Origin of the sequence: Streptomyces sp. NPDC059740, from assembly GCF_042733155.1 — a bacterium.
Taxonomy (GTDB): Bacteria; Actinomycetota; Actinomycetes; order Streptomycetales; family Streptomycetaceae; genus Streptomyces.
In genome coordinates this window covers 232,387-258,832 of record NZ_JBHWGP010000001.1, presented here as the reverse complement: position 1 = coordinate 258,832, position 26,446 = coordinate 232,387, and the positions used below count along the sequence as shown (strand labels likewise).

Here is a 26,446-nt window from a genome sequence, read left to right as displayed (position 1 = left end):
CGCCGTTGCTGTTACCCGCTCAGATCATGCCGGACCATCCTCGTCGCTGCGGGTTGCGGCGGCCACCTCCGCCAACCGCCGGTGTTCGGCGGCCTTCCGCTCGTACAACTCGGCCATGCGCAGGTGGTACTCGGGGTTGCCGGCCTCGTAGATGTCAGGGACGCCGTCCTGGTCCTCGTCGCGCTCCTCGTCCTCGTACAGGCGCCGGTAGCGGTCGTTGCGCAGCTTCAGCAGGACGGCGGCGAGCACCGCGGCGAGGACCGAGCCGGTCAGCACCGAGGCCTTGACCTCGGCCGTCAGCCTGGGGTCGGTGGCGAATGCCAGCTCCCCGATGAGCAGGGCCACGGTGAAGCCGATGCCGGCGAGGACGGAGACTGCCAGCACGTCGGGCCACCTCAGGTCCGGGTTGAGCCGAGCCCGGGTGAAGCGCGCGGTGAGCCAGGTGCCGCCGAAGATGCCCGTGGCCTTGCCGACCACGAGCCCGAGGACGACCCCCAGCGTCTCCGGCCGGGTGAAGACGTCCCGCAGCGCCCCGTGGGAGAGCGACACGCCGGCGGAGAACAGTGCGAACAGCGGCACGGCCAGGCCGGCCGAGAGGGGCCGCAGCAGGTGTTCGATGCGCTCGCCGGGGGAGCGGTCCTCCCCTTCGCGGCGGTGGCAGCGGAGCATCATGCCCATGGCCACGCCGGCGATGGTGGCGTGGACCCCGCTGTTGTACATCAACGCCCAGATCACGACGGCCAGCGGGACGTACACGTACCAGCCGCGCACCCGCAGGTGGAGCAGGAGGCGGAAGAGCGCCAGCCCCGCGACCGCCAGTCCCAGCATCAGCAGGTCGATGTGCGAGGTGAAGAAGACGGCGATGATCAGGATGGCGAAGAGGTCGTCGACGACCGCCAGCGTCAGCAGGAACGCGCGCAGCGCCGCAGGCAGGGCGGTGCCGATGACGGCGAGGATGGCCAGCGCGAAGGCGATGTCGGTGGCGGTGGGCACCGCCCAACCACCCCGGTCACCTCCCGAGACCCCGTTGACCAGGAGGTAGACCAGGGCGGGGGTGGCCATGCCGCAGAGGGCCGCGACGACCGGCAGGGCCGCCGTCCTGGGGTCGCGCAGCTCACCGGCGACCAGCTCCCGCTTCAGCTCGATGCCGGCCACGAAGAAGAACACCGCCAGCAACCCGTCCGAGGCCCAGTGGGCGACGCTCAGGTGCAGACCCAGCGCGCCGGGGCCGAGGTGGAAGTGGCTGACGGACTCGTAGCTCGGGCCCTGGACGTTGGCCCATACCAGCGCCAGTACCGCAGCCACGAGCAGGAGGACGCCGCCGACCGTCTCGGTGCGCAGCGCGTCGGTGAGGAATGTGCGTTCGGGCAGCGGGAGCCGTCCGAAGAGTATGGAACGACGATTGTCGTCGGGCGCGGACACGAGGAACCTCCGGTCACCGCGGCATCTGCCGGACTGTGCCTTGTCGCACCCGGTGCATGGTGCACCGGGCACGGCTCTTGCAGTTGCCGACCAGACTTCCCGGCGCGCCCTGTGTGGTCGGTGCCGACCACCTGCGTCTCTTGACGCGTTCTTCACCCTACCGCGAGCGACGTCCCGGCTGACCTGGCCCTCTCCACCCTAGGGACACCGCGGCCCCGCCGTCCGCTGCTGCGGTGCAAACGGAGCACGGCGGGGAGAGGCCCCCCGCCTGCGTGCAGGTGTCGGCTGTGGAGGGGGCGGAGTGGGGGTGGGCGCGGGGCGCGGGGCGCGGGGTGAGCGAAGGGGACGGGGCGGGGTCGGAGGGGCTGCCTGTCGTGCTCGGAGGGGCTGCCTGTCGTGCTCAGAGGGGCTGCTTGTCGTGCTCGGCGTATGCCGGCGGGAGCGGAGTGCGCGGCCGGTGTCGGCCGGTGCCACCACCGTGCCCGCCGGTCGGTGGCCGACGGGGAGCGCGTCACGCGGCCCTGCGCTCCGGATGCGGGGAGGTGCGGGTGGCGGTGGAGGGTCCGGTCCCGGGGTTTCGGCGAGGCGCGCCTGTGTCCGGCGGTCCTCCTGCCACAGTCGCATGAGGAGCAGCTCCTGACCGGGGTGCGGACCGGGACCTCGCAGGAGCGGCGCGGCGGCCGGCCCGTGGGTGCGAGCCACCCGAGTGATCACGAGGCTGGTCCCGTCGCGCTCGGTCATCGGCCGTGCTCCGGACCCCTGCATCCACTTGGCCCGCCACGTCCCCGGTCCACCACGTTTCGGCGTCCGGTGGAGTAGGGGCACGAGGTGGAAGGCCGGTAGGCCGGTAGGCCGGTGGCCTGCCGAGCAAGTCCCTGGTGCGCCGACCGCGTGCCGAAGTGGTGTCGACTGACGGAGGAGCCTGCTTGCGTGGGCGGGCGGAGAGGTGGAAGACGATGGCTGGGAACGGTGACGTGATCGTGGTCTTCGGCGGCACCGGGCAACAGGGCGGAGCCGTCGCCCGGGAGCTGCTGCGTCGAGGCCGGACGGTCCGGGCGGTGGTGCGTGACCCGGAGTCGGAGAAGGCCCGAGCGCTCGCTGAGGCCGGTGCGGAACTCGCGCGCGGCGACATGGAGGACGCCGCCTCGCTCGATGAGGCCCTGCGCGGCGCCTATGGCGTGTACAGCGTGCAGCCCTTCGCCGGCCCCGACGGGCTGGAGGGGGAGGTGCGCCAGGGCCGGGCCGTGGCGGACGCGGCCGCCCGAGCCGCCACCCCGCACTTCGTCTACAGCTCGGTGGGCGGCGCGGAGCGCGACAGCAAGGTCCCCCACTTCGAGAGCAAGCGAAAGGTCGAGCAGCACATCGAGGAGCTGGGGCTGCCGGCGACCGTGCTGCGGCCGACGTTCTTCATGAGCAACTTCCGGGGGATGGGCCCTGTGCCCGTCCACGAGGGGGCGGAGGAACTGGTCCTGACGCTGGCCATGGAGCCGGGCGTCCCGTTGCAGATGATCGCCGTGGAGGACATCGGCGTCTTCGCCGCTGACGCCTTCGAGGACCCCGACAGGCACCTGGGCCGGCGCGTCGAACTCGCCGGGGACGAGCTGACGGGCGCCCAGATGGCCGAGATCTTCTCGGAGATCGCCGGACGGCCGGTGCGGTTCGCCTCCCAGCCGCTGGCGGAGCTGCGGGCCGGCAGCGAGGAGATGGCCCTCATGTTCGACTGGTTCAACAAGCACGGTTACCGGGCCGACATCCCCGCCCTCAAGGAGGCCCACCCCGAGCTGATCACTCTGGAGGCCTGGCTTCGCAGGAACTGGTCCGGTCCACGAGGCTGAGAGCGGCAAAGGCCGCCGGCCACGGGCCGATGGCCGCCGGTCACGGACCGATGGCCGCCGGTCACGGACCGATGGCCGCCGGTCACGGACCGATGGTCGCCGGTCACAGGCCCAGGGTTGCCGGTCGGTGGACGCCGGTCGGTGGTCGGTGGTGAGGGTGGGCGCTGCGTGGCGGACGAAGCGCCTGCCCCCACCACCGTCGCCGGTCAGTCCTCCGAGGAGGAGGCCGGGAGCTGGGCCTGGATCAGTTCCATGACCGAGGAGTCGGTCAGCGTGGTGACGTCGCCCAGGGTGCGGTTCTCGGCGACGTCCCGCAGCAGACGACGCATGATCTTGCCCGACCGGGTCTTGGGGAGTTCGGCCACCGGCAGGATGCGCTTGGGCTTCGCGATCGGGCCGAGCTGCTTCGCGACGTGGCTGCGCAGCTCCTCCACCAGCCCCTCGTCCTCCGAAGCGGAGCCGCGCAGGATGACGAAGGCACAGATCGCCTGCGTGGTCTGCGGGTCTGTGGCGCCGACGACGGCGGCTTCGGCCACCTTCGGGTGGGAGACCAGTGCCGACTCGACCTCCGTGGTGGAGATGTTGTGGCCGGAGACCAGCATCACGTCGTCCACCCGGCCCAGCAGCCAGATGTCGCCGTCCTCGTCCTTCTTCGCACCGTCGCCCGCGAAGTAGCGGTTCTCGAACCGGGACCAGTAGGTGTCCAGGAAACGCTGGTCGTCCCCCCAGATGGTGCGGAGCATGGACGGCCACGGTTCGGTGAGGACCAGGTAGCCGCCACCGCCGTTGCCCACCTCGCGCGCCTCGTCGTCCACGACGGTCGCGGCGATGCCGGGCAGCGGGGTCTGCGCCGAACCGGGCTTCGTCTCGGTCACTCCGGGCAGCGGACTGATCATGATGCCGCCGGTCTCCGTCTGCCACCAGGTGTCGACCACCGGGGTGCGGTCCTGGCCGATGTGGTGGCGGTACCAGACCCAGGCCTCGGGGTTGATGGGCTCACCGACCGACCCCAGCACCCGCAGCGAGGACAGGTCGTACTTGGCCGGGATGTCGTCGCCCCACTTCATGCAGGCGCGGATCGCGGTGGGGGCGGTGTACAGGATGGTCACGCCGTACTTCTGGACGATCTCCCACCAGCGGCCCTGGTGCGGCGTGTCGGGGGTGCCCTCGTACAGCACCTCCGTCGCGCCGTTGGAGAGCGGGCCGTAGGTGATGTACGAGTGGCCCGTCACCCACCCCACGTCGGCGGTGCACCAGTAGACGTCCGTCTCCGGCTTGAGGTCGAAGACGGCGTGGTGGGTGTACGACACCTGGGTGAGGTAGCCGCCGGTGGTGTGGAGGATGCCCTTGGGCTTCCCGGTCGTCCCGGAGGTGTAGAGGATGAAGAGCGGGTGCTCGGCCTCGAAGGCCTCCGGCGTGTGCTGGTCCGACTGGCGGTCCACCACCTCGTGCCACCACACGTCCCGGCCCTCGGTCCAGGTCGAGCCCATCTCCTCGAGGGACTGGCCCGTGCGCCGGACCACCAGGACACTGCGGACGTTCTCCGTGCCCGGCTTGGTCAGGGCCTCGTCGACCGCGGGCTTGAGCGGGGAGGGCTTGCCCCGGCGGTAGCCGCCGTCGGAGGTGATGACCACCCGGGCGTCGGCGTCGTTGATCCGGGTCGCGAGCGCGTCGGCCGAGAAGCCGCCGAACACCACCGAGTGCGGGGCGCCCAGTCGCGCACACGCCAACATGGCGATGACCGTCTCCGGGATCATCGGCATGTAGATGGCGACGCGGTCACCCGACTCGACCCCGAGTTCGGTCAGGGCGTTGGCCGCCTTGGAGACCTCTCGCTGCAGATCGGCGTAGGTGATGCGGCGGGTGTCGCCCGGCTCGCCCTCGAAGTGGATGGCCACCCGGTCACCGTTGCCGGCCTCGACGTGACGGTCGACGCAGTTGTACGCCACGTTGATGCGGCCATCGGCGAACCACTTGGCGAACGGCGGGTTCGACCAGTCCAGGGTCTGTGTGGGTGCCGTCTCCCAGGAGAGTCGCTTCGCCTGCGCCGCCCAGAAGCCCAGCCGGTCGGCCGACCCTTGCTCGTAGGCCGCCGCCGTCACGTTGGCATCGGCCGCGAGATCGGCGGGAGGCGCGAACCGCCTCTCCTCACGCAGCAGGTTGGCCAGGCTTTCGTTGCTCACGACATCTCCCGTTCTCAGGGGTGCGGTATGTCCCGGCCCTAGCTCACCAGCCCGGCCCCTGACCTGACAAGGCCTGCCGGGGAAATTGGTGTAGACCTCTTGGCCTCGTCTGAAGGAACCCGGAGGTCGGCCCGGTACGCCCGGCTCGGGTACCGAACGCCAGGCCAGCATGCGGCTTCGTCCCGAGCATGCGCGCGCTCCCGCGCCCGGCGTGCCTCAGATCCGTGCCATCGGCGCCTCCGCTCCGACCGCTGCGAACGTCCCGGTGGCCTCGTCGAGGACGTACGCCTGCGCCTCGCCGACGTGGAAGTAGAGGCCGGTGAGTGTCAGGGACCCCTCGGCCACGCGACGCGCCACGCAGGCGTGGGCCCGCAGATTGGCCAACTGCTGCACGACGTTGACGAGGGCGAGGCGTTCGAGGTCGTCGGCCACCGGGCGGTCGGCCAGTGCCACCTCGCCACGCCCCAGCCTGCCGATACGTTCCAGGCGGGCCAGGCTCGGGCGCCCGTGCTGCAGCCAGCGAGCGAGCGGCGTCAGGGCCCCCGGTTCCGGTGGCGAGCCGAGGAGTGCCTGCATGGCCCCGCAGCCGGAGTGCCCGCACACGGTGACCGACCCCACTTGCAGGAGATCCACCGCGTACTCGACTGCCGCGGCCACCGAGTCGCAGGCCGACTCCTGGCCGGGTGGTGGCATGAGGTTGCCGATGTTGCGGACGGTGAAGAGATCACCCGGACCACTGGACGTGATCATGCTGGTGACCAGCCGGGAGTCCGCGCATGTGAGGAAGAGCTGAGTAGGGCGTTGGCCCTCGCGGGCCAGGCGCGCCAGCTCCTCGCGCACGTGTGAGGCGGTGTGGCGCTGGAAGGCGCTCAGGCCGCCCAGTAGTTGGGCACCGGCACTCGGTGGGGCGCCGTCGGCTCCCGGACGGAGCGCCGGTCGGTCGTCCGGTGGATCTGCGGGACGGGCGCAGTGGTGGTTGCGCCACGGCGTCCAGGGGCGGCAGGAATGGGTTCCGGGAGGCTCGGCCAAGCCGTCACCCGCCTCGTTTCCCAGGGCCACCCCGCCACCGCCCGAGCGGTGGTGGGCGGACCAGTTCTCCAGAGCTCTGTGCGCGGCGTGGTCCAGGAACGAGCCGGTCAGGCGCACGGTGACGTCCGCTCCACGGGGCAGTGCGGCCAGGGCTCGGAGCAGTCGTGGCACTGCAAGGAAGGTCAACTTCCCGTCCACGTCGACGCGGTGTCCACTGCCCTCGGCGGTCACGGTGACCTCGGTGCGGACCAGGCGTCGGAGCGACGTGGCGGCCGCCACCGCTGCGCCGAGTCCGAGCCCGGGGAGGACCCCGAAGGCAACCACTGCGCCCAGGGTCACGGTGTAGCTCGCGAAGCCCTGCCGATGCCCGCTGTGGCCCGGGTGAGCCAGTCGCACCAGATGCACCCCGGCGGCCACCACCACGGCAGCCGGAGCCACCAGCGGGATCTGCCCCCACACGGCTGCCGGCAGACAGGCGAGGAGCAGTGTGGCGAGACAGCACAGGACAGCGGTGCGTACGCCGGCCACCCGTCTTCCGGCCCCGGGAGCGTCAAGTGCGGCGCCTGCGGCGACCGGGACACCGCCCAGCAACCCCGAGACGATGTTCGCGCATCCCTGAACCGCGAGGCCCGTTCGTGTCAGGTGAGGTGTTGAGGGGGCTTGCCGGACAGTCGTGGGTCCCATGGCGGACATCGGCTTCGCAGCCACCGACCCGACGGTCTCCGTCCCCGCTGCGACCGCCACCGTGAGGGCGGCGAGGAGGATGACCGACCACGGGGCCCCGGGCGGCACGAGGAATCCGGGGGCCGGCCACAGGGGCCCATCGAGGCGGGGAAGAGTGACGCCCAGGCTCAGTACCGTGGCGATGACCAGTGCTGGTAGCGGGGCAGGGGCGTGACGCAGCAGACGGCCGAGTCGCCCCGGCAACCGCGGCCAGCCGACCAGCACGGCGAGAGTGCAGATCCCGACGAACGCGCTGGCGGCCGCCGGGTGTGCGAGCCGGTCGGGGAGAGCTGCGAGGCTTTCCAGAGTCGTACGACCCGGTCGGCCGCCCAGCACCACGTGGAGCTGGCGGACGACGAGGGTGACGCCGACGCCGGCGAGCGCGCCGCGGAGCACGGTCGGGCTGAGCCGCAGGCGCTCACGGAGGGGCCCCGAGACGCTCAGGGCGAGTTGTGCCAGGCCCGCCAGTGCGGTGACGGCGCACGTCATCCGCCAGCCGTAACGCTGCACGAGGTCCACACTCACCACCAGGGCGGCGGCGGACGCCCCACTCACCTGAACAAGAGGCGTCCCGAGCAGGCCGGCGAGGAGGGCGCCCACGGCGACGGCCACCAGGCCGGCCAGTGGTGGTGCTCCCGCCACCACGGCGACACAGAGGGCCAGGGGGGCGGCCGATGCCAGGAGGGTGAGCGAGGCGCCCAGGTCCTGACGCCGGCCGACGAGTCCCCGCCACGGTGATGCCGTGGGCTCGCCGGAGGCTGGTGGTGCAGGTCCCCGCTCGGTGTCGCAGTGCTGCGTGCGGAGGGCGTCGGTGGGTGAAGAGGTCGCCGGCGGAGAGGTCTCCGTCTCCGTGCTCCGGTCGCCGGTCGGCTCCACGGGCGCCGAGGAGTCGGGGAGGTGCCGGGAGTCGCTCTTCTTCTCGGTAGCGGGTCCTGAGCGGTTCGCAGGCACGGTTGCGTGGGAGGTGTCCTCCTCGGGTGGACAGTCCCCCTTGTGCGGCGGCGTTGCGGATTTCGCCCGAAGGCGATTGATGAGCTGCGGCATCCCGTCTCCTCCAGGGCGACGTGGTCACGCTGAACGTGACCGTGAGCGGCGGTACGTGCGGGGCGGTAGGGGCGCCACTCGCCATCGGTGGGGCACTCGGTGATGTCCAAGTCCCGGTAAACGAAGAGTAATGAAGCGTAAAGGCGACTGAAAAGCCTTTTCGAGCAATTGCTGCTCTCTGTCCGCCTATTGAGTGATTGTTATGAAAATCGGCTTGTCCTTGTACTGGGGCGTGGAGGGGCGTGCGAGATTGTTGGGACGCGTGGGAGGCGGGGGATCAGCGGCTCCCCGCCGTTCCGGAGAACCAGACGGCCAAGGGAACGAGGTGGCTCATGAAGAAGCCGACCACGGTACGGCTGCGGATGGGTTTGCTGACGACGGCGGTCCTCGCCGGCGCCGTCGCCTGCGGCGGCCCCTCGGCCGCACCGCCGGCCGCCAGCCCGGTGGCATCCCCCAAGGCGAAGGCCCAGCCCGAACGGATCATCGGCGACGGGTCCACGGCCTACACCGGCGCCCAACCCAACCAGCCCAAGCCCAGCCGGCTCGCCCCCGGGGAGAAGCCCCCGCAGTTCGTCGTCTTCTCCTGGGACGGTGCGGGGGAAGACGGTCAGAAGCTGTTCTCCCATTTCAGGGAGGTCGGTAAGAAGTACAACGCGACGATGACGTACTTCCTCAGCGGCGTGTACATGGTTCCCAACGACCGCAGAGACGTCTACCAACCACCCGAACACCGGCCGGGCTCCTCCGACATCGGCTTCAACGACGTCAAGGGCATCAAGGCCACCCTCGCCCAGGTGCGCGGCGCCTGGCGGGACGGCAACGAGATCGGCACGCACTTCAACGGCCACTTCTGCGGTCCGCACGGAGGTGTCGGCACCTGGTCGACCCAGGAGTGGGAGAGCGAGATCAGTCAGGCCGTCTCCTTCGTCCGGCGGTGGAAGACGAACACCGGCCTGCGCGGCGAACAACCGCTGCCGTTCGATTACGCCAGGGAACTGGTGGGCGGACGGGCACCCTGCCTCGAGGGTCAGAGGCAGCTGGTGCCCGCGGCCAAGGCCATGGGGTTCCGTTACGACGCCAGTTCCGCCGGCGGCCTCCAGGTGTGGCCCTCCAAGACGGACGGCCTCTGGGACTTCCCCCTCCAGGAGGTCCCCGTTCCCGGCCGGTCCTTCGAGACGCTCTCCATGGACTACAACTTCCTCGCCAACCAGTCCCGCACCACCCACGGGGACCCCGCGATGTACGGGGCGTGGGGGCAGCAGATGCGCGACGGCCTCATCGCGGCCTTCGACCGTGCCTACAACGGGAACCGGGCACCGTTCTTCGTCGGCAACCACTTCGAGTCGTGGAACGGCGGCACCTACATGAAGGCCGTGGAGGAGACCATCAAGTCGGTCTGCCCCCGGCCCGAGGTCCGCTGCGTCTCCTTCAAGCAGCTCGCAGACTGGCTGGACGCCCAGGATCCCAAGGTCCTGGAGAAGATGCGTTCCCTCGACATCGGCCAGGCGCCCCAGGGCGGATGGAAGACCTTCCTCTCGGCCGAGGCGCTGCGGCAGGAGGGGCACGGGGCCGCCGGTGCGCCGGGAGCCCCCGGGGCGCAGGCCCGGCCGGAGACCCCCGAGCAGGCACGCAACCGCCGCCACCGGCACGTGGAGGTGCGCATCTTCGGCGAGCCCCCGGACGCGCACGCCCAGGAGGCCGGGGCAGCCGGTGCCCAGGGCGGAGCCCCCGAGCGGTCCGCCCCGGCGCAGCCCGCGAGCGGAGCCGTGCAAGGAGCGGCCGGCGCCCCGGCGAGGAACGGCGGCAGGCAGGCGCCGGTCACCGTCGACCGCGCACCCACCATCCGCCACCACGGCGGGCACGAGGCACGTGTCTTCGGCGAACCGGCGGATGCCCACGGCCACATGGACGAGGCGGGGCCGATGCCGTAGGGCACCGCTTCGCCCTACCCGGCGGCAGGACCGATGGCCCCGGTGCTCACGCGGTGGCCATTTCGCCGAGGCGGAAGGAGGGGTCGACCTGGGCCGCCAGGTCGACCCCTGTTTTTGCGTTCCCCCAGCTCTCTGCGTTGCGGAGGTGAAAATGGACCATCTGACGCATGTACCGCTGCCAGTCCCGGCGCTCGTAGGACGCGTCGACGGTCGCCTGGAGCGTGGCGAGCGCCGCACGGCCTGCCTCCTCCAGTCGGCCGAAGGACGGTGCTCCCCCTTTCTCCATGAGCCGGACCCAGTCGGACTGGCCGAAGGTCACCAGCAGGTCCTCGCCCACGGCCTCCCGCAGGAACTCCTCGTCCTCCGGCCCCTGCACCTTGTTCCCGACCACCCGGAGCGCGACCCCGTAGTCCCGGGCATACTCCCTGTACTGGCGGTACACGGCGACACCTCGACGCGTCGGCTCGGCGACCAGGAACGTCATGTCGAACCGGGTGAAGAGGCCGGAGGCGAAGGAGTCGGCCCCGGCGGTCATGTCCACCACCACGTACTCCCGCTCCCCGTCCACCAGGTGGTTGAGGAAGAGCTCCACCGCGCCGACCTTGGAGTGGTAACAGGCCACACCGAGGTCGGACTCGGTGAAGGGCCCGGTCACCATCAGCCGGGCCTGCCCTCCGTCGAGCGGAACGGGGCGGGCGCACGCCGCGTAGACGGGGTTCTCCTCCACCACGCGCAGCAGCCGGGAGCCCTCGCCGGGCGGCGTCGTCTTGATCATGGCCCCGGCGGAGGGGATGCGCGGATTGGAACCGCGGAGGTAGTCCTTGATCTGGGGCAGGTGGGCACCCATGGCGGGAAGGCGCTCGGCCACGTCGTCGGACAGGCCGAGGGCGGTGCTCAGGTGCTGGTTGATGTCGGCGTCCACAGCCAGAACGGGCGCGCCCACTGCTGCGAGGTGCCGGACGAACAGGGAGGACAGGGTGGTCTTGCCACTCCCTCCCTTACCTACGAAAGCGATCTTCATGTTCACTAAGAGTAGACGCATGAATGCGATGAGTTGCAGGTTTGAGAGGCGGAGACCACCCCTTCGAGGGGTACTGGCCCTCGGTTGCGTAGGGTCTTACTCATGAGTACGACCGCTGATCCGCTCGCGGCCCTCGCGGCACTCCCGGGTGTCGCGGAGTCCGTGGACTCCGTCCGCAAGGCCGTCGACCGTGTCTACGGGCACCGTGTCATGCGGCGACGCAGCAACGAGGTCAGCTCCGAGGCGGGCTTGCGCTCCGCCCGTGGCTCGGCCGCACTCTCGGGCGCCGACTGGGCGCTGGAGGAGGTGCGCCGGCGTTCGGACTTCAGTGGCGAGGGGCAGTCCCGCACGGTGGGTGCCGCACTGCGACTCTCGGCGGAGGCCGGTCAACTGCTCAGCGTGTGGCGCCAGTCCCCGCTGCGAGTCCTCGCCAGGCTGCACCTCGTGGCGGACGGTGGCGGAAGCGACCATGACCTGGTCGGCCGCCCACGCCTGTCCGGGGAAGCCGTCGACGAGCCTCTCCTGGAGCTGCCGCTGCCCGATGCGGAGGAGGTCGCCGGGCGCCTGGACGGACTCACTCGGCTCCTGCTGGCACAGACGCAGGCCCCGGCGCTGGTGACGGCGGCGGTCGTCCACGGTGAACTTCTCGCCCTTCGGCCGTTCGTCTCCTGCAACGGCCTGGTGGCCCGAGCGGCAGAGCGTGTGGCGCTGGTAGCCAGTGGACTGGACCCGAAGGCGGTCTGCCCGGCTGAGGTGGGCCATGCCGAGCTGGGGCGTGCCGACTATGTGGCGGCTCTCGAGGGCTATGTGACGGGGACCCCCGAGGGCGTCGGGGGCTGGATCGTCCACTGTGGCCGTGCCGTGGAGCTGGGCGCGAGGGAGAGCACAGCCGTCTGCGAGGCTCTGCAGCGCGGAGCGGCCTGACGGCTTCGGTACCGTGCCGACGGCTTCGGTGCCGTGCCCGCGTGCCGTCTTGGCGTGCGCCCTCCGGCCTGCGCCGTGGGGACACGTGCCGACTGAACAGTTCTGGCGGTCGGCTGTGACAGCGGTGACGGTCGCAGCTTCTCGGGAAGGGGTGCGCCTTGCCGGGTGTTCCGCACCGGCGGCTGCGACGAAGGAGCAGAGACGTCGGCCGGAACCTGCGTGACAGAAGTGCGGCGGCCTCCAAGGGGAGCTGGAGTGCCGCCGCTGGCACGTCAGCCGGGTGACCATGCGTGCTGTTCCTTGGCCCGTCACACCGGCTCTTTGTCCGGCAGCTGGCGGGCCGGCCCGTAATCGACGGGTCGCCGTCGCGTGGGTGCCCGGCTTTCGTGCAACGGTCCGTGGGCCTTTGCGGAGACTCCGTGCCTTCGCCGGATCTGGTCTCGCGGGCCGTAATTCCTTTGTACTCCTCTCCCGGGAAAAGTGGAACCCTGGCCACCGCCCAGCTCCCCGGACCGTCTTCCACCTGCGAGGAGGGTCCGTCAGTCCGCTCATCGTGGTGTCGCCAACAGGCGTTCTTCGGCGGTCAGGAGCGGGCTGCCCGGGAGCGCAGGGAGAGAGTCGTGGGCCTGAGGGGCAGAGGCCGGCGCTTGTTGGCGTACCAGACCACCCCGGCAGCGGCTGCTGCTGCGCCCGTGGCCACGAGCACCGTGACCAGAGGTCCGGAGGTGGGCATGCCCAGGCGGCGACGCTGGCGCAGGGGTACAGGCCGGGTGAAGGACAGGACGGGCCAGTCGCGGGCGGTTGCCTCCCGTCGGAGCGCACGATCGGGGTTGACGGCGCGGGGGTGCCCCACCGCCTCAAGCATGGGCAGGTCCGTGGCCGAGTCGCTGTACGCAAAGCAGCGGCTGAGGTCGTACCCCTCGCTCTCGGCGAGGTCCCGGACGGCTTCCGCCTTCGTCGGGCCGTAGGCGTAGTACTCGATCTCGCCGGTGAAGCGTCCCGCGGCATCGACCACCATCCGCGTGGCGATGACGCGGTCGGCTCCGAGCATCTCGCCGATCGGCTCCACGACCTCGGCGCCTGAGGTGGAGACGATGACGATGTCCCGGCCCGCCTCATGGTGCTCCTCGATCAGTGAGGCAGCCTCGTCGAAGATGATCGGGTCGATGAGCTCGTGGAGGGTCTCGGCGACGAGTCGGCGGACCTGGGCCACGTCCCATCCTCGGCACAGCGCCGAGAGGTAGGAGCGCATACGCTCCATCTGCTCGTGGTCGGCGCCGCCCAGCAGAAAGACGAACTGTGTGTATGCAGTACGCAGGGCGTCGCGCCGGTTGATCAGGCCGCCGCGGTAGAAGGACCTGCTGAAGGTCAGGGTGCTGGACTTGGCGATGACGGTCTTGTCCAGGTCGAAGAAGGCAGCGGTGCGCGGGGAGAGGTGAGTGCTCTGCGACGACGGGCTCCGATTTTCCACAGGCCGAGCATAGGCGCCCGCCATTCGGCGTAAGGTATGGCGCGTGGGTTTGCCTGAGAGGCCTCTCGGGTACACCATGGAAGTCACGGATCGTTCGCGACCGTGCTAACCCCGGTCCGACTCCTCCCCCCCCCGAGTCGGCCGTGGGGACGACCCCCGCTCTCCCCCCCGGCGGGGGTCGTCGCATGTCCGGACCCGTTTCGGCGATTTCGCCGGCGGTGCGCCGCATGCCGCTCTTCATCGGACTGCCTTGTGGCGGCTGTGCTGTCGTAGCTCATGCCCTCACTGTAAGTAGCCGAGGCGCTTCATGGGGAAAGGTGGCCGAAGCTCACCGGAACAGGTGAGCGGGTTATTCACAGCCCCGGACTTCTCCACAGTTTCGCTCCAAGATCCACGGAATTCTCCGGATCGCTGCACGGTAAATGCGACCGCGATGTCGGCGGATCGCGCCGCCGTGTGGAGAAAAGGAGAAGGACATGACGGGATCGAGGCCTTCGAGGCGACGTGGCGGGGACGGGCCGGAGCCGAGCTCCGAGGGCAGCGAACGGCGCCCGCTCCTCGTCACCGAGGACACCGATCTGTTGGACGACCTGCTGCGGCTGTGTGCGGCGGCGGGCGCGAAGCCGGAGGTGGCGCACGGCCCCCGGGCCACCGAGCGATGGCGTACCGCACCCCTGGTGGTCGTCGGCGTGGACCGGGCGCGCGCTTTGCCCGTCCCCGAGCGGCGGGCCGGTGTGGTGCTGGTGACCCGGGACGCGGACGACGCAGGGGTCTGGCAGGTCGCCGTCGCTGTCGGCGCGGAGCGTGTGCTGGTCCTCCCGGACGGCGAGAACTGGCTGGTGGAACGCATCGCCGATGCGGCCGAGGGAACGGGGCCCGAGGCGATGACGGTCGGTGTCGTCGGTGGGCGAGGCGGAGCCGGCGCCTCCACCCTGGCCTGCGCCCTGGCCGTGACAGCAGCCCGCAGGGGGCTTCGGACCCTGCTGGTGGACGCCGATCCGCTGGGAGGCGGCCTGGACGTGATGCTGGGCGGTGAGCGGGAGAAGGGTCTGCGCTGGCCGGCGTTCGCCGAGTCGCGAGGGCGGGTCGGCGGCGGTGCCCTCGCCGAGTCACTGCCCGAACTGCACGCCCTCCGCGTGTTGAGCTGGGACCGGGGCGACTCGGTGGCCATCCCGCCGCCGGCGATGCGTGCCGTGATGTCCGCTGCCCGTCGACGAGGCGGAGTGGTCCTGGTCGACCTGCCCCGCCGCGTCGACGAGACGGTGGCCGAGGCCCTGGCACAGACCGATGTCGGCCTGCTGCTCGTCCCGCCGGAACTGCGCGCGCTCGCGGCCGCCGGCCGGGTCGCGGCCGGCCTGCGGATGGTCCTGAAGGACCTGCGCGTCCTGTCCTGCCGGAGCGCCGGAGGGGGCAGGCCCGCCTCCTCGCTGCCCGATGCGGAGGCCGCCCGGTTGCTGGGCCTGCCGCTCGCCGGCCGGGTGCCCTGGGAGAGCGGGCTGGTGGACGCGACGACGCGGGGGGCGCCGCCGGGCTCGGCGCCACGCGGCCCGCTCGCCAGGTTCTGCGACGGGTTCTGGGACCACCTCCAGCCGTCCGCCGTCGGCTCTCTCGGTGAAGGCGGTGCGCGGTGAGCGCGGTCTCCCAGGCGGAGGGGGGTGCCACCACTCTGCTGGACGCCGTCCGGAGACGGCTGGCGGAGGGGCGGGCAGAGCCCACGCCCGCGCGGGTGGCCGCAGCGCTGCGGGAGGAAGGCCGGCTGCTGGGGCACGCCGAGGTGCTGGGCGTGGTGGCCGAACTGCGCTCGGAGTTGACGGGAGCGGGCCTGCTGGAGCCGCTGCTCGCCGACCCCGAGGTCACGGACGTCCTCGTCACCGGGCCGCAGGAGGTCTGGGTGGATCGCGGTGGCGGGCTGCAACGCGCCGCCGTCCGGTTCCCCGACGAGCCGGCGGTGCGGCGGCTGGCGCAACGGCTCGCCGCGGTCGCCGGACGGCGACTGGACGACGCCCGGCCCTGGGTCGACGCCAGGCTCCCGGACGGGACGAGGCTCCACGCCGTACTGCCGCCGGTGGCGGTCGGTGGGACCTGTCTGTCCCTGCGGGCGACGCGGCCCCGCGCTTTCACCCTCTCGGAACTCGTCGCCGCCGGGACGGTCCCGCCGGGCGGGGACCGCCTCCTGCGTGCCGTGCTGGCCGCCCGGCTCTCCTTCCTCATCAGCGGTGGAACAGGTTCGGGCAAGACGACGCTGCTGAGCACCCTGCTGGGACTGGTGGGGCCCGAGGAGCGCATCGTGCTCGCCGAGGACTCCGCCGAACTCCGCCCCGCCCACCCGCACGTCGTCAGACTGGAGTCCAGGCCGGCGAACCAGGAGGGCAGCGGCCAGGTCGTCCTGCGCGACCTGGTACGGCAGGCGCTGCGCATGAGACCGGACCGGCTGGTCGTCGGTGAAGTGCGGGGCGCCGAGGTGACCGACCTGATGGCGGCTCTGAACACGGGCCACGAAGGCGGGTGCGGGACTCTCCACGCCAACGCTGCGGGCGATGTCCCGGCGCGGCTCGAGGCCCTCGCCGCCACGGCGGGGCTGGACCGGCCCGCACTGCACAGCCAACTGGCCGCCGCACTCTCGGTGGTGCTGCACGTCGCCCGCGACAGGGAAGGCAGACGCCGGGTCGCCGAGGTGCACGTACTGACCCGGGACAGGGACGGCTGGGTCGTCACCGTTCCTGCGGCACGCTGGGGCCGGGACGGCTTCCGTCGTGCGGAGGGCTGGGAGCGGCTCGTCGAACTGTGTGCCAGGGCGGGGCAGGAGGAACTGCGGTGAACGTGGCTGCGCAGGTCCTCTCAACGCCGTGGCGGGCTGCAACTGCCTGGAGCGCCCTCGCCGCTATGGGCCTCCTGGGCGCTGTGGCAGTGCGCCGAGCACTGCTGCGCTCCTGCGCCACGCGCCGCGCACGGGGGGTGTCGGGGAGCAGCGCGGTGCCGGTCACGGGCCTGCGGGCGTGGAGCGCGCGCTTGCTGCGGTGGGAGGAAGCCGCCACCGCTCCCTCGCTCTGGTGCCTTGGCACCGGCCTCCTGGTGGCCTGGTCGGGCGCCTCGCCCTTGCCGGCTCTGGCCGGCGCCGCAGCGGTGCCCCTGGTGCGGCGGCGACTGCGTGCCCGGGAGCGACGACGATCGGCCGAGCGGCTGTCGGCGCAGGTCGTGGCCCTGTGCGAGGAGGTCGCCGCAGAGGTGCGGGCGGGGGCCCAACCGCCCAAGGCACTGCTCACTGCGGGCGTCACACGTCTCGGTGAGGCGGGTGAGGCCGTGGCTGCCGCCGCACGGTGGGGTGGCGACGTTCCGCAGAGTCTGCGGCGTGCGGCGGTGGCCCCCGGTGCGGCGGGCCTGCTCTCGGTGGCGGCCTGCTGGAAGGTGGCGACGGACAACGGCGCCGGGCTGGCCTCGGGGCTCGACCGGGTGGCCGCGGGGTTGCGCGCCGAGCGTGAGCGGCGGGCCGAACTCGCCGCTCACTCGTCCGGGCCCCGGGCCACGGCCTGGACCCTGGCCGTCCTGCCCGTCGGTGGCGTGGCGATGGGTGGGGCCTTGGGCGCGGACCCTGTCCGCGTACTGCTGCACACCCCCGCCGGCTGGGCCTGTCTGGTGGTGGGCGGCCTTCTGGAATGGGTGGGTGTGGCCTGGAGCGGACGGATCCTGCGCAGTGCGGAGGTGGCCTCGTGACGGTCGAGGAAGTCGCGCGAGTTGTCCACAGCCTGTTGACAGTCCTGCCGGGGATCGGCGGGGCCCTGCTCCTGCTCGGGTTCGTCTCGACGGTCCGACGGTGGCGGTTACGCGCTCGCACGCGCAGCAGAGTGGCGGACGTCATGGCTGCCGGCGAGTCTCCCGCGGCGCCGACGTCCTCACGGCGGGGAGGCCCGGCAGGGCGGACGGCAGCCACCGAGTGGAGCGTGGCAGTGGGCGCGTTCGGCACGGTGGTGCTCGTTGCCGGGGGCCTTTCCGGGGTGGTGCCCGGGCTCGCCACGGCAGGGGCGGCACGGTACCTGCTCAGGCGGGAGCGGGCCCGGGCTGCGGCACTCGTACAGGCCCGGCGGGAGGAAGCCGGACTGCCGGCCGCCGCAGACCTTCTGGCGGCGTGCCTCGCTTCGGGTGCCTGCCCCCGCAGGGCTGCCGAAGCGGTGGGGGACTCACTGCCCGGACCGGTCGGCGACCGTCTCCGCACGGTGGCTGCGGAGCTCCGGCTCGGGGCTGAGCCCGCCACGGCATGGAGCCGTCTGGGTTCGCTTCCCGGCGCCACCGCACTGGCCCGGTGCCTGGAGCGAGCCACCGTGACCGGTGCTCCCGCAGGCGAGGCCGTGGCACGGGCCGCAGAGGCTCTGCGCGAGGAATCCCGACGCGCCGCCCTGTCCCGGTCACAACGTGCAGGCGTACTCATCACCGCACCGCTCGCAGTGTGCTTCCTGCCGGCGTTCCTCACGGTGGGCGTGGTCCCCGTCCTCGTCGGTCTGGCCGGACAACTCATGGCCACCGGCTGACCTGCCCACAAAGGACAGGGCCGCTACCCGTCGCACCGCACACCCCATGACCTGTCAGAAGCGACAACACAAGGAGAAGGAGAAGAAACATGGCGACCACAGCACGTCAGGACACGAAGTCGGCGGCCAGGGAAGCCGGGAGGGCTCCGGCTGTGCCGTCCGCTCGCCCACGCCACAGCGGGCGCACCGCCTCGAACGACCAGGAGTCGTCGCCCCGGGCGGTCAGGCAACGGAAGGAGCAACCACCCGGCCGAGTCCCCTCGCACCCGGGCCCTGAGCCGACACCACTTTTGGTGTCCGGCCCCCGGTCGCACCGCCGGAGCCGACGGTCCGCCCTGCGCAAGCAGGCGCGCGACCGGGGCATGACCACTGCCGAGTACGCCCTCGGCACCCTGGTGGCCTGCGCTTTCGCGGCTGTCCTCTACAAGGTGGTCACCAGCGATGCGGTGTCGGCCGCGTTGCAGGGGCTGATCAACAAGGCTCTCAGTGCGAAGTTCTGAGCGCGGGAGACGAGCGGGTGGACGGGACGCCGGTTACGTGACTGCGGAGGCGGCAGCAGTCACTCCGGTCCTCGTGATGCTCATCGCGTTCGCCCTCTGGGCGATCGGAGCCGCGGCCGACCAGATCCGCTGTGTCGACGCCGCCCGGGCCGGTGCCCGGGCGGCGGCCCGGGCGGAACCGGAGGAGAAGGTGCTGGAGGTGGCCAGAAGCGCTGCACCGGACAAGGCGCGGATCGCGGTGTCGAGAAAGGGGCGGATGGTGACGGTGACCGTCAGAGCCGACCGGGACGACGTCCTGCGGTGGGCCGTCGAGCTGGGGGCGGAGGCGACGGCTGATGCCGAGGACACGGCGGCCGCATGACCGGCGGCACCGGCGGGGTGACGCGGGTTTCGCGACGGTGTGGACGGCCTGTACGGCACTGGCCCTGTGCACCGTCCTGGCGGCCGTCCTCGCCATGGCCCAGGTGGTCGTGGCCCGCCACCGAGCGGGTGCCGCGGCGGACCTCGCAGCGCTGGCCGCAGCGGACACAGCCCTCTTGGGCCCGGACCAGGCATGCCGTAGGGCGAAGGCCGTGTCTCTCGCCCAGGGTGCGCGGGTGGTCCGTTGCGGCCTTGACGGAGAGGTCGCGGACGTCGAGGCAGAGTCGAGCACCGGGAGGTTCACCGTACGGGTCAGAAGCCGGGCCGGGCCTCCGCAGGAGAAGAGCACCCCCGGCGGCCCGCGGGCCTCGCCCTCTCCGCATGGGGGATGACACCGCTGCCGTCCTCCGCGCCGCCTTGAGCCGACCAGGACTTCGCGTGGTCCGTCAACGGGCACTCCTGCTCAGCATTTGAGGCTGGGCCGGCGGGAGGGCGGGCGGCCGGGCCCGTCAGGCCTTGCCGGGTGAGTCCTCGTCGGGGCGCGCACCGTTCTCGGGCGGGGCCGAGCGCAGGAGTTCGGTCAGGAGCCGGACGGCGCCCCGCTTGTGGAGCGGTTCGTTCCCGTTGCCGCATTTGGGCGACTGGATGCAGGAGGGACAGCCCGCTTCGCACTCGCACGAGGCGATGGCCTGCCGGGTGGCCTGGAGCCAACGCGCGGCCGTGTGGAAGGCGCGCTCGGCGAAGCCGGCCCCGCCTGGGTGGCCGTCGTAGACGAACACCGTCGGCAGCAGTGTGTCGGGGTGAAGGGGGAGCGAGACGCCACCGATGTCCCAGCGGTCGCAGGTGGCGAAGAGCGGAAGCAGGCCGATCGACGCGTGTTCGGCGGCGTGGAGGGCGCCGGCGAGCTGCTCGGGGTTGACGCGCGCGGCGTCGAGCTGGTCCTCGGTGACCGTCCACCACACCGCCCTCGTACGCAGGGTGCGCGGCGGCAGGTCGAGCTTGGACTCCCCGAGTACCTCACCGGTGATGAGCCTGCGGCGAAGGAAGGAGACGACCTGGTTGGTGACTTCGACGGACCCGAAGCACAGCCGTGCCTGCCCCCACGGCACCTCGGTCTCCGTCTCCAGGATGGAGACGGAGGTGGTGTCGCGGGCCGTCGTGGAGTAAGGCGGATCGGCCTCCTTCACCAGCGCGACGTCGTCCTCCAGGTCCAGCCGTTCGACGAGGTAACTGCGTCCGCGGTGGAGGTGGACCGCGCCCTCGTGCACGGTGGTGTGGGCTGCTGCGGCGTCGACGGTGCCCAGCAGACGTCCCGTGCCCGCCTCCACCACCTGCACGGGTGCACCGCCCTGGCCGCGGATGTCGGTCAGGTCGGCGGCGCGCTCCCGCCGTGTCCAGTGCCAGGCGGTGGCGCGGCGCCGAAGCAGTCTGCGGGCCTCCAGACGAGGCAGCAGTCCGGTGGTGGTGGGACCGAAAAGGTCGAGGTCGGCGCCGGTGAGGGGAAGCTCCGCCGCGGCGGCGCACAGGTGGGGGGTGAGCACGTAGGGGTTGTCCGGGTCGAGCACGGTGCTCTCGACGGGCTGGTCGAAGATCGCCTCGGGGTGGTGGACCAGGTAGGTGTCCAGTGGGTCGTCGCGGGCCACCAGGAGTGCCAGGGCGCCCTGGCCGGAGCGCCCCGCCCGTCCGGCCTGCTGCCACAGTGAGGCCCGGGTGCCGGGGTAGCCGGCGATGAGGACCGCGTCCAGCCCGGAGACGTCCATGCCCAGTTCCAGCGCCGTGGTCGCAGCGAGGCCCAGCAGGTCGCCACTGTGTAGCGCGGCCTCCAGCGCCCGCCGTTCCTCCGGGAGGTAGCCGCCGCGGTAGGCGGCGATCCGGCCCGGGAGGGAGCGGTCCACCTCGGCCAACCGTTCCTGGGTGATGAGCGCGATCAGTTCGGCACCCCGTCGCGACCGGACGAACGCCACTGTCCGGACACCCTGCACGGCGAGGTCGGTCAGCAGGTCGGCCGTCTCCGCCGTCGCACTGCGGCGCACCGGCGCGCCCTGTTCACCGTGGAGTTCGGTGAGCGGCGGCTCCCACAGGGCGAAGACGACCTCGCCGCGGGGGGAGGCGTCCTCGGTGATCTCCACCACAGGAAGGCCGGTGAGACGGCCGGCGGCCTGGGCGGGGTCGGCGGCCGTCGCGGAGGCGAGCAGGAAGACGGGTTCGGAACCGTAACGGGCGCACAGTCGCCGCAACCGGCGGATGACCTGGGCGACGTGCGAGCCGAAGACGCCGCGGTAGGTGTGGCACTCGTCGATCACCACGTAGCGCAGCGAGCGCAGGAAGGAGGCCCAACGCGGGTGGGAGGGCAGCACTCCCAGATGGAGCATGTCGGGGTTGGTCAGCACGTAGTTGGCGTGTTGGCGGATCCACTCCCGCTCCTCCACCGGCGTGTCCCCGTCGTAGACCGCGGGGCGCACCGCCGTGCCCAACGGGGCGGCGAGATCGCGCAACGACCGGCGCTGGTCGGCCGCCAGCGCCTTGGTGGGGGCGATGTAGAGGGCGGTGGCGCCACGGCCGTTCGGTGCCTCGGAACCGTCCAGCAGCGCGGAGAGCACCGGGACGAGGTAGGCCAGTGACTTCCCGGAAGCGGTGCCGGTGGCCACCACCACCGACTCCCCGCGCACCGCGTGCTCCACCGTCCGTGCCTGGTGGGTCCAGGGACGTTCGATTCCGGCCACCCGAACGGCCGACACCACCTCGGGGCGGATCTGCTCCGGCCACTCGGCATGGCTCCCGGCGCGCGGGGGCAGGTGCTCCGTATGGGTGACGCGGGCAGCGCGAGTTGCCCCGGATGTGAGACGGTCCAGTACAGACCGCGGGGAAGGCCGGGAACCCACGTTCGGCGGCGCTTGATTGGAGGCCATCGACACCGAGTGTGTCACTGGAGTGTCAGACAATGCTGACAAGGCGTCGTGCGCGCCTACTGGTAAGTGATTGAATGCCAATGCGGCTGCCGATCCATGGGGGGCGACCGCTCGATGCAAGGTGCTGGAGGTTCCGTGGACCTGTCCCTGTCGACCCGGACTGTTGGCGACCGTACGGTCGTCGAGGTCGGTGGCGAGATTGATGTGTACACCGCGCCCAAGCTGCGGGAGCAGCTGGTCGAACTCGTGAACGACGGAAGCTACCACCTCGTCGTCGACATGGAGCGCGTCGACTTTCTCGACTCGACCGGCCTGGGCGTCCTGGTCGGCGGGTTGAAGCGGGTGCGCGCGCACGAGGGTTCGCTGCGTCTGGTCTGCAACCAGGAGCGCATCCTCAAGATCTTCCGTATCACCGGCCTGACCAAGGTGTTCCCGATCCACACCTCGGTCGACGAGGCCGTCTCGGCCACCGACTGACGTTTCCTTCCCCGCTCTGCCCGGCGGCCGGGTCCGGGCGGGGGAGCGCGGCGCCGGGCCCCGGTGGGCCCGGGGCGCCGCTGAGCACGCCCGCATACCGAGGGGGATGGCATGGCCACCGTCGAACTCCGCTTCAGCGCGCTACCCGAGCACGTACGGACCGCGCGATTGGTGGCCGCCGCCGTCGCCCGGCGTGCAGGCGTGGACGAGGCGGTACTCGACGAGGTGCGGCTGGCGGTCGGTGAGGCCTGCAGCCGCGCCGTCGGCCTCCACCGCTCCCACGGCATCACCGCCCCGATCCGGGTGGTGCTGAACGAGGACGAGAAGGCCTTCTCCATCGAGGTGGGCGACGAGGTGCCGGGCGCCCGTCCGAAGCCCGGCACCGTCCCGGGGGCGCGCATCGTCCCGGGCCAGGTGGGTGGCGGCCTCGACGAGGCGGACGCTGACGACCACGGTGAGGACGAGATGGGCCTGGCTGTGATCAGCGGCCTGGTCGACGACGTCGAGGTCGGCGCCACGGAGACCGGTGGCGTCATCCGCATGAGCTGGCCGACGGCGCCCGCACCCATCGTGCCCTGAGCGCTTTCAGACGCCTGTCGTTCCTGCTCCGGCTGTTCCGCCTGCAACTCGTCTCACCCCTTCACCTCACCCTTCATTTCACCCCTCGGTTTCCCCTCGGGCCTCTCCTCCCGGCCTGACCACTGTCACCGCGGCCCTGACTCAGCAGCCCGCACCTCTGTCGCACTGGTCACCCCCAGGCCTGCCTGTGCCGTCGCGCCGGCGGCCGTGAGGCTCGTCTCTGCCATCGGGACCCTCGTGCCGGAGCGGGGCGCGATGCCGACGGTGTCGGTTCGCAGGGGGCCAGGGTCTCTGCCGACGCGCACTGTCGCCGAGCGTGACAAAGGCAACTCCGACAGTTCCCGGCGATGCCCGTCGATCAGTCCGTCGTCGAACGGTGCTTCCAGGGGATGGATTGGGGCAGGCATCTCAACAGGGCCGCTGTTCAGAGAAGTTGAAGCGCAGGATGCTGCGTGGCCGGCTCCGGGAGCGGAGGGAGACGGGAGCTTCGCGGTCTTGGTGCAAATGGCTGCAATAGGGCTCACCCGGGTTCCTCGACTCGGAAGCGAAGGGCTTTCGCCGTGTATGTTCCGGGGCCGAGAGCCATGGAAGGGACCAATCCGGTGAACAAGAAGCTTGTGGCTGCACTGTCCGGCGGTGCGGCGCTGGTACTCACTCTGACCGCGTGCGGTGACGACAGCGGTGAGAAGCTCGACTCCTGGGCGAAGACGTTCTGCGACTCGGCACAGTCGCAGTTCAAGAAGATCCAGAACGCCAACTCCGCCATGCAGACCGCGGACGCCGGCACCGTCGACTCCAAGAAGGTCCAGCAGACCGACTCGAAGGCCTTCCAGCAGATCTCCGACGCCTATGCCTCGCTGGCGAAGAGCCTGGACAAGGCAGGAGCGCCCCCCACCGACGACGGCAGCTCCTCGCAGAAGGCCGCGGTCAAGGAGCTGAACGAGCTGTCCAAGGGGTACACGGAGCTCCGCAAGCAGGTGGACGGGCTGGACACCAGCGACAAGCTGAAGTTCGCCGACGGCCTGCGCACCCTCTCCGACGGCATCAGCAAGCTGAACAAGCAGAGCGAGGCGGCCTTCAAGAAGCTGGAGTCGGGTGACGTCGGCAAGTCGATGGCCCGCCAGTCCGGCTGCCAGAGCCAGAGCGGTGGCACCACCGCGCCGTCCGCCAAGGCCTCGGACTGAGCGGCTGAGCGACTGAACCGCGTAGCGGTCCGCAGCCCGCGCAGGCGGCACCGCGCCCCGCCCGTGAACCGATTGCACGGGCGGGGCAGGCCGCGCGCGGGACACCCCGTGGCCGGCCTCCCGTCTGGCCGGCTCTCCCATGCGGCCCGCCGTGCCATCGCCCTGTCGCCTCGCCGGCCCCTCTGCGCCATCGCCCTGCCGCTTCGGCCGGTTCCTCCGTGCGGCTGCTCTGTCGCCTCTCCGTTTCCTCCGCGTCGCCGGGTGGAACCGGGCGACGGCGGCGGGTGATGATGGAGCGCGTGAGTACCCACCTGCCGACCGCCGATCCCCAGGACCACGAGTCCGCCGCCCGCCTCACCGCTCTCCGCGAGGCCCTGCTGACCGCAGCCTTCACCGCAGACGGACTGCTGGAACTGCTGGGGGCCCAGGCCTACGCCGCACTGGCCCGGAACGAGACGGTGCCGGCGGCGCGCGCCACCGGAGGCGGCACCCCGCTGGAGACGCTGGTCCGGCTCTTCCTCCTGCAACGCTCGGTACCGGTGGAGCAGGCCCGGGCCGCGCTGCCGTTGGAGGAGTGCCTGGCCGACGGCTGGCTGGTCCGCGAGCAGGCGGAGAACGCGCCCGGCGAGGCTGCCGGGGAGCCGGCAGGTGACGAGGTACGGGCGACCGTGGACGTCCGCCCCTACGCGGGCCCCGAGGGACAGGACTGGTGGATCGTCTCCGACCTGGGGTGCGCGGTGGGCGGCGCCGGCGGTGTGGCGGGAGCGGCGGGCGCGAAGGCAGCCGCCGAGGTCGACCGCAGCCAGGTGGTGCTGGGGGTGGGCGGTGCCTCCACCACGCTCGCCGGCCTCATGGTGCCGCTCGCGGTGGACACCGCTCTCGACCTCGGTACCGGCTCGGGCGTCCAGGCGCTGCACGCGGCCCAACGTGCCGGCCGGGTGGTCGCGACCGACCTCAACCCGCGGGCCGTGCGCATGGCCGCCCTCACCCTCGCGCTCTCCGACACCGCCCCGGCCGACCTGCGGGAAGGCTCGCTGTTCGCGCCTGTCGAGGAGGAGACCTTCGACCTGATCGTCTCCAACCCGCCGTTCGTGATCTCCCCGCCGACCGCCGGCCGAAGCGGCACCGCCGGGCCGCGGCTGACCTACCGGGACGGCGGAATGGCCGGTGACGACCTGTGCCGCGCCCTCGTCCAGCAGTCCGCCCGTCACCTGAACGACGGGGGCTACTGCCAGCTCCTGGCCAACTGGTGCCACGTCGAGGGAGAGGACTGGCGGGACCGGGTGCGTTCCTGGGTGCCGGCCGGGTGCGACGCCTGGATCGTGCAGCGGGAGGTCCAGGACGTCACGCAGTACACGGAGCTCTGGCTGCGGGACAGCGGCGACCACCGCGGGGACCCCGAGACCTACGCGGCCCGCTACGAGGAGTGGCTGGAGGAGTTCGCCGCCGGCCGCACCACGGCCGTCGGCTTCGGCTGGATTACGCTGCGCAGGTCGGGAGCGGACCAGCCGTCGATCACCGTCGAGGAGTGGTCGCACCCGGTGGAGCAGCCGCTCGGCGCGGTCATCCTCGACCACTTCGCCCGGCAGGACTACCTCCGGCGGACCGACGACGCCGCCCTGCTCGCCGCTCACTTCCGGCTGGCGGACGAGGTGGTGCAGGAACAGGTCGGCATGCCCGGCGCGGAGGACCCGGAGCACGTGGTGCTGCGGCAGAACCGCGGGATGCGGCGGGCGACGAAGGTGGACACCGTGGGCGCGGGGTTCGCCGGCGTGTGTGACGGGAGCCTGCCGGCGGGCCGCATCCTCGACGCCATCGCGCAGCTGATGGGCGAGGACCCGGTACTGATCCGCGACCGGACGCCCGAGGCGATCCGCCTCCTGGTGGAGCAGGGTTTCCTGCTTCCGGTCGAGCGCCCCTGAGCTGTCCCGGCGGGCCGGCCCGAGGCGGGCTGCCCGCCGCGGCCCCGCCGACGGGGCGGCGAATTTCGACCGGTGCGCGGACCGGGCGGGGCGCTCGCCCGTGCCGGGGACGCAGGGAGGGTGCGGTACTCGCCGCCGTGTCCCGGCCGGATGCCGGGGACGCACGTCGTCGCTGGTCGCGAGCGTGCGCCGGGGGTCGGTCCGGCCGGGCCGGACGGCGGAGCGGAGGGGGCCGGTCCGCGGGAGTGTCCTGCCGCGTGATGTCGGGCACCCGTCCCGTGCTCGGCCGATCCAGGGGGCAGGAACCCCAGGAGTCGGGTTACCGTTCGAGTGGCGTTGCGGGGTTTTTCCGTTTGACACGCGGGCGGGATGTACCGTCACACTCCGCAGCGTCACGCGAGACCAGCGC

Annotated in this window: 20 protein-coding genes; 14 read left to right on the top strand and 6 right to left on the bottom strand. The window is 71.8% G+C overall.

Annotated features, from left to right (window positions below; all coding sequences use genetic code 11):
- Positions 1-24: 24 nt before the first annotated feature.
- Positions 25-1,422, bottom strand: a complete 1,398-nt coding sequence (nhaA, locus tag ACFV3R_RS00815; protein ID WP_385573116.1) for a Na+/H+ antiporter NhaA — start codon at positions 1,420-1,422, stop codon at positions 25-27.
- A 956-nt stretch (positions 1,423-2,378) separates the two neighbouring features.
- On the opposite strand from nhaA, the gene ACFV3R_RS00810 reads away from it, so the two are divergent.
- Positions 2,379-3,257: an NmrA/HSCARG family protein gene (locus ACFV3R_RS00810; protein WP_385573114.1), complete on the top strand. Its 879-nt coding sequence runs from the start codon at positions 2,379-2,381 to the stop codon at positions 3,255-3,257.
- Between the two features lie 206 nt (positions 3,258-3,463).
- Here ACFV3R_RS00810 and acs read toward each other — a convergent pair whose 3' ends face one another.
- Positions 3,464-5,440, bottom strand: a complete 1,977-nt coding sequence (gene acs, locus ACFV3R_RS00805) for an acetate--CoA ligase (RefSeq protein WP_385573113.1) — start codon at positions 5,438-5,440, stop codon at positions 3,464-3,466.
- A 216-nt stretch (positions 5,441-5,656) separates the two neighbouring features.
- Positions 5,657-8,143, bottom strand: coding sequence for a carbonic anhydrase (locus ACFV3R_RS00800; RefSeq protein ID WP_385573111.1), 2,487 nt, complete (start codon positions 8,141-8,143; stop codon positions 5,657-5,659).
- Between the two features lie 425 nt (positions 8,144-8,568).
- On the opposite strand from ACFV3R_RS00800, the gene ACFV3R_RS00795 reads away from it, so the two are divergent.
- Positions 8,569-10,167, top strand: coding sequence for a hypothetical protein (locus tag ACFV3R_RS00795; RefSeq protein ID WP_385573109.1), 1,599 nt, complete (start codon positions 8,569-8,571; stop codon positions 10,165-10,167).
- Positions 10,168-10,213: 46 nt separating this feature from the next.
- Here ACFV3R_RS00795 and ACFV3R_RS00790 read toward each other — a convergent pair whose 3' ends face one another.
- Positions 10,214-11,188, bottom strand: coding sequence for an AAA family ATPase (locus ACFV3R_RS00790; RefSeq protein WP_385573107.1), 975 nt, complete (start codon positions 11,186-11,188; stop codon positions 10,214-10,216).
- A 102-nt stretch (positions 11,189-11,290) separates the two neighbouring features.
- Between ACFV3R_RS00790 and ACFV3R_RS00785 the strand changes: the two genes are divergently transcribed.
- The gene (locus tag ACFV3R_RS00785) at positions 11,291-12,112 is read left to right on the top strand and encodes an oxidoreductase (protein WP_385573105.1); all 822 of its coding nucleotides are present in this window, start codon (positions 11,291-11,293) and stop codon (positions 12,110-12,112) included.
- A gap of 583 nt (positions 12,113-12,695) precedes the next feature.
- Here ACFV3R_RS00785 and ACFV3R_RS00780 read toward each other — a convergent pair.
- Positions 12,696-13,607, bottom strand: coding sequence for an HAD family hydrolase (locus tag ACFV3R_RS00780; protein ID WP_385573103.1), 912 nt, complete (start codon positions 13,605-13,607; stop codon positions 12,696-12,698).
- Positions 13,608-14,059: 452 nt separating this feature from the next.
- Between ACFV3R_RS00780 and ssd the strand changes: the two genes are divergently transcribed.
- The 7 genes from ssd (at position 14,060) to ACFV3R_RS00745 (ending at position 19,358) form a co-directional block, all read left to right on the top strand.
- Positions 14,060-15,214 (top strand): septum site-determining protein Ssd, encoded by a 1,155-nt coding sequence (gene ssd / locus ACFV3R_RS00775; RefSeq protein ID WP_385573101.1) that lies wholly within the window; start codon positions 14,060-14,062, stop codon positions 15,212-15,214.
- A complete protein-coding gene (locus ACFV3R_RS00770) occupies positions 15,211-16,401 on the top strand; it encodes a TadA family conjugal transfer-associated ATPase (RefSeq protein WP_385573097.1) in 1,191 nt (396 codons plus the stop codon). Before ssd ends, ACFV3R_RS00770 begins: the two co-directional genes overlap by 4 nt.
- 155 nt (positions 16,402-16,556) lie before the next feature.
- Positions 16,557-17,294: a type II secretion system F family protein gene (locus tag ACFV3R_RS00765; RefSeq protein WP_385573095.1), complete on the top strand. Its 738-nt coding sequence runs from the start codon at positions 16,557-16,559 to the stop codon at positions 17,292-17,294.
- A gap of 227 nt (positions 17,295-17,521) precedes the next feature.
- The gene (locus ACFV3R_RS00760) at positions 17,522-18,106 is read left to right on the top strand and encodes a type II secretion system F family protein (RefSeq protein WP_385573092.1); all 585 of its coding nucleotides are present in this window, start codon (positions 17,522-17,524) and stop codon (positions 18,104-18,106) included.
- Between the two features lie 362 nt (positions 18,107-18,468).
- The gene (locus tag ACFV3R_RS00755; RefSeq protein ID WP_385573090.1) at positions 18,469-18,606 is read left to right on the top strand and encodes a DUF4244 domain-containing protein; all 138 of its coding nucleotides are present in this window, start codon (positions 18,469-18,471) and stop codon (positions 18,604-18,606) included.
- A gap of 37 nt (positions 18,607-18,643) precedes the next feature.
- A complete protein-coding gene (locus ACFV3R_RS00750; RefSeq protein WP_385573088.1) occupies positions 18,644-18,967 on the top strand; it encodes a TadE family type IV pilus minor pilin in 324 nt (107 codons plus the stop codon).
- Positions 18,942-19,358, top strand: a complete 417-nt coding sequence (locus ACFV3R_RS00745) for an Rv3654c family TadE-like protein (RefSeq protein WP_385573086.1) — start codon at positions 18,942-18,944, stop codon at positions 19,356-19,358. Before ACFV3R_RS00750 ends, ACFV3R_RS00745 begins: the two co-directional genes overlap by 26 nt.
- Before the next feature lie 117 nt (positions 19,359-19,475).
- Here the strand turns inward: ACFV3R_RS00745 and ACFV3R_RS00740 are convergent, their stop codons facing one another.
- On the bottom strand, positions 19,476-21,956 hold the full coding sequence (locus ACFV3R_RS00740) for a DEAD/DEAH box helicase (protein ID WP_385573084.1): 2,481 nt from the start codon (positions 21,954-21,956) through the stop codon (positions 19,476-19,478).
- Positions 21,957-22,010: 54 nt separating this feature from the next.
- Between ACFV3R_RS00740 and bldG the strand changes: the two genes are divergently transcribed.
- The 4 genes from bldG (at position 22,011) to ACFV3R_RS00720 (ending at position 26,037) form a co-directional block, all read left to right on the top strand.
- A complete protein-coding gene (gene bldG / locus ACFV3R_RS00735) occupies positions 22,011-22,352 on the top strand; it encodes an anti-sigma factor antagonist BldG (protein WP_046926810.1) in 342 nt (113 codons plus the stop codon).
- Between the two features lie 111 nt (positions 22,353-22,463).
- Positions 22,464-22,931: an ATP-binding protein gene (locus ACFV3R_RS00730; protein ID WP_385573080.1), complete on the top strand. Its 468-nt coding sequence runs from the start codon at positions 22,464-22,466 to the stop codon at positions 22,929-22,931.
- 602 nt (positions 22,932-23,533) lie between these two features.
- The gene (locus ACFV3R_RS00725) at positions 23,534-24,115 is read left to right on the top strand and encodes a small secreted protein (RefSeq protein WP_385573077.1); all 582 of its coding nucleotides are present in this window, start codon (positions 23,534-23,536) and stop codon (positions 24,113-24,115) included.
- 299 nt (positions 24,116-24,414) lie between these two features.
- Positions 24,415-26,037: a methyltransferase gene (locus tag ACFV3R_RS00720; RefSeq protein WP_385573074.1), complete on the top strand. Its 1,623-nt coding sequence runs from the start codon at positions 24,415-24,417 to the stop codon at positions 26,035-26,037.
- Positions 26,038-26,446 lie beyond the last annotated feature (409 nt).

What these genes read in the sequence shown, in the direction of transcription:
- ACFV3R_RS00795 (WP_385573109.1), top strand. Translation starts at nt 8,569, where the DNA reads ATGAAGAAGCCGACCACGGTACGGCTGCGGATGGGTTTGCTGACGACG.
- ACFV3R_RS00745 (WP_385573086.1), top strand. Translation starts at nt 18,942, where the DNA reads ATGCCGAGGACACGGCGGCCGCATGACCGGCGGCACCGGCGGGGTGAC.
- ACFV3R_RS00780 (WP_385573103.1), bottom strand. Translation starts at nt 13,607, where the DNA reads ATGGCGGGCGCCTATGCTCGGCCTGTGGAAAATCGGAGCCCGTCGTCG.
- ACFV3R_RS00785 (WP_385573105.1), top strand. Translation starts at nt 11,291, where the DNA reads ATGAGTACGACCGCTGATCCGCTCGCGGCCCTCGCGGCACTCCCGGGT.
- ACFV3R_RS00755 (WP_385573090.1), top strand. Translation starts at nt 18,469, where the DNA reads ATGACCACTGCCGAGTACGCCCTCGGCACCCTGGTGGCCTGCGCTTTC.
- ssd (WP_385573101.1), top strand. Translation starts at nt 14,060, where the DNA reads ATGACGGGATCGAGGCCTTCGAGGCGACGTGGCGGGGACGGGCCGGAG.
- ACFV3R_RS00730 (WP_385573080.1), top strand. Translation starts at nt 22,464, where the DNA reads ATGGCCACCGTCGAACTCCGCTTCAGCGCGCTACCCGAGCACGTACGG.
- ACFV3R_RS00790 (WP_385573107.1), bottom strand. Translation starts at nt 11,188, where the DNA reads ATGAAGATCGCTTTCGTAGGTAAGGGAGGGAGTGGCAAGACCACCCTG.
- ACFV3R_RS00810 (WP_385573114.1), top strand. Translation starts at nt 2,379, where the DNA reads ATGGCTGGGAACGGTGACGTGATCGTGGTCTTCGGCGGCACCGGGCAA.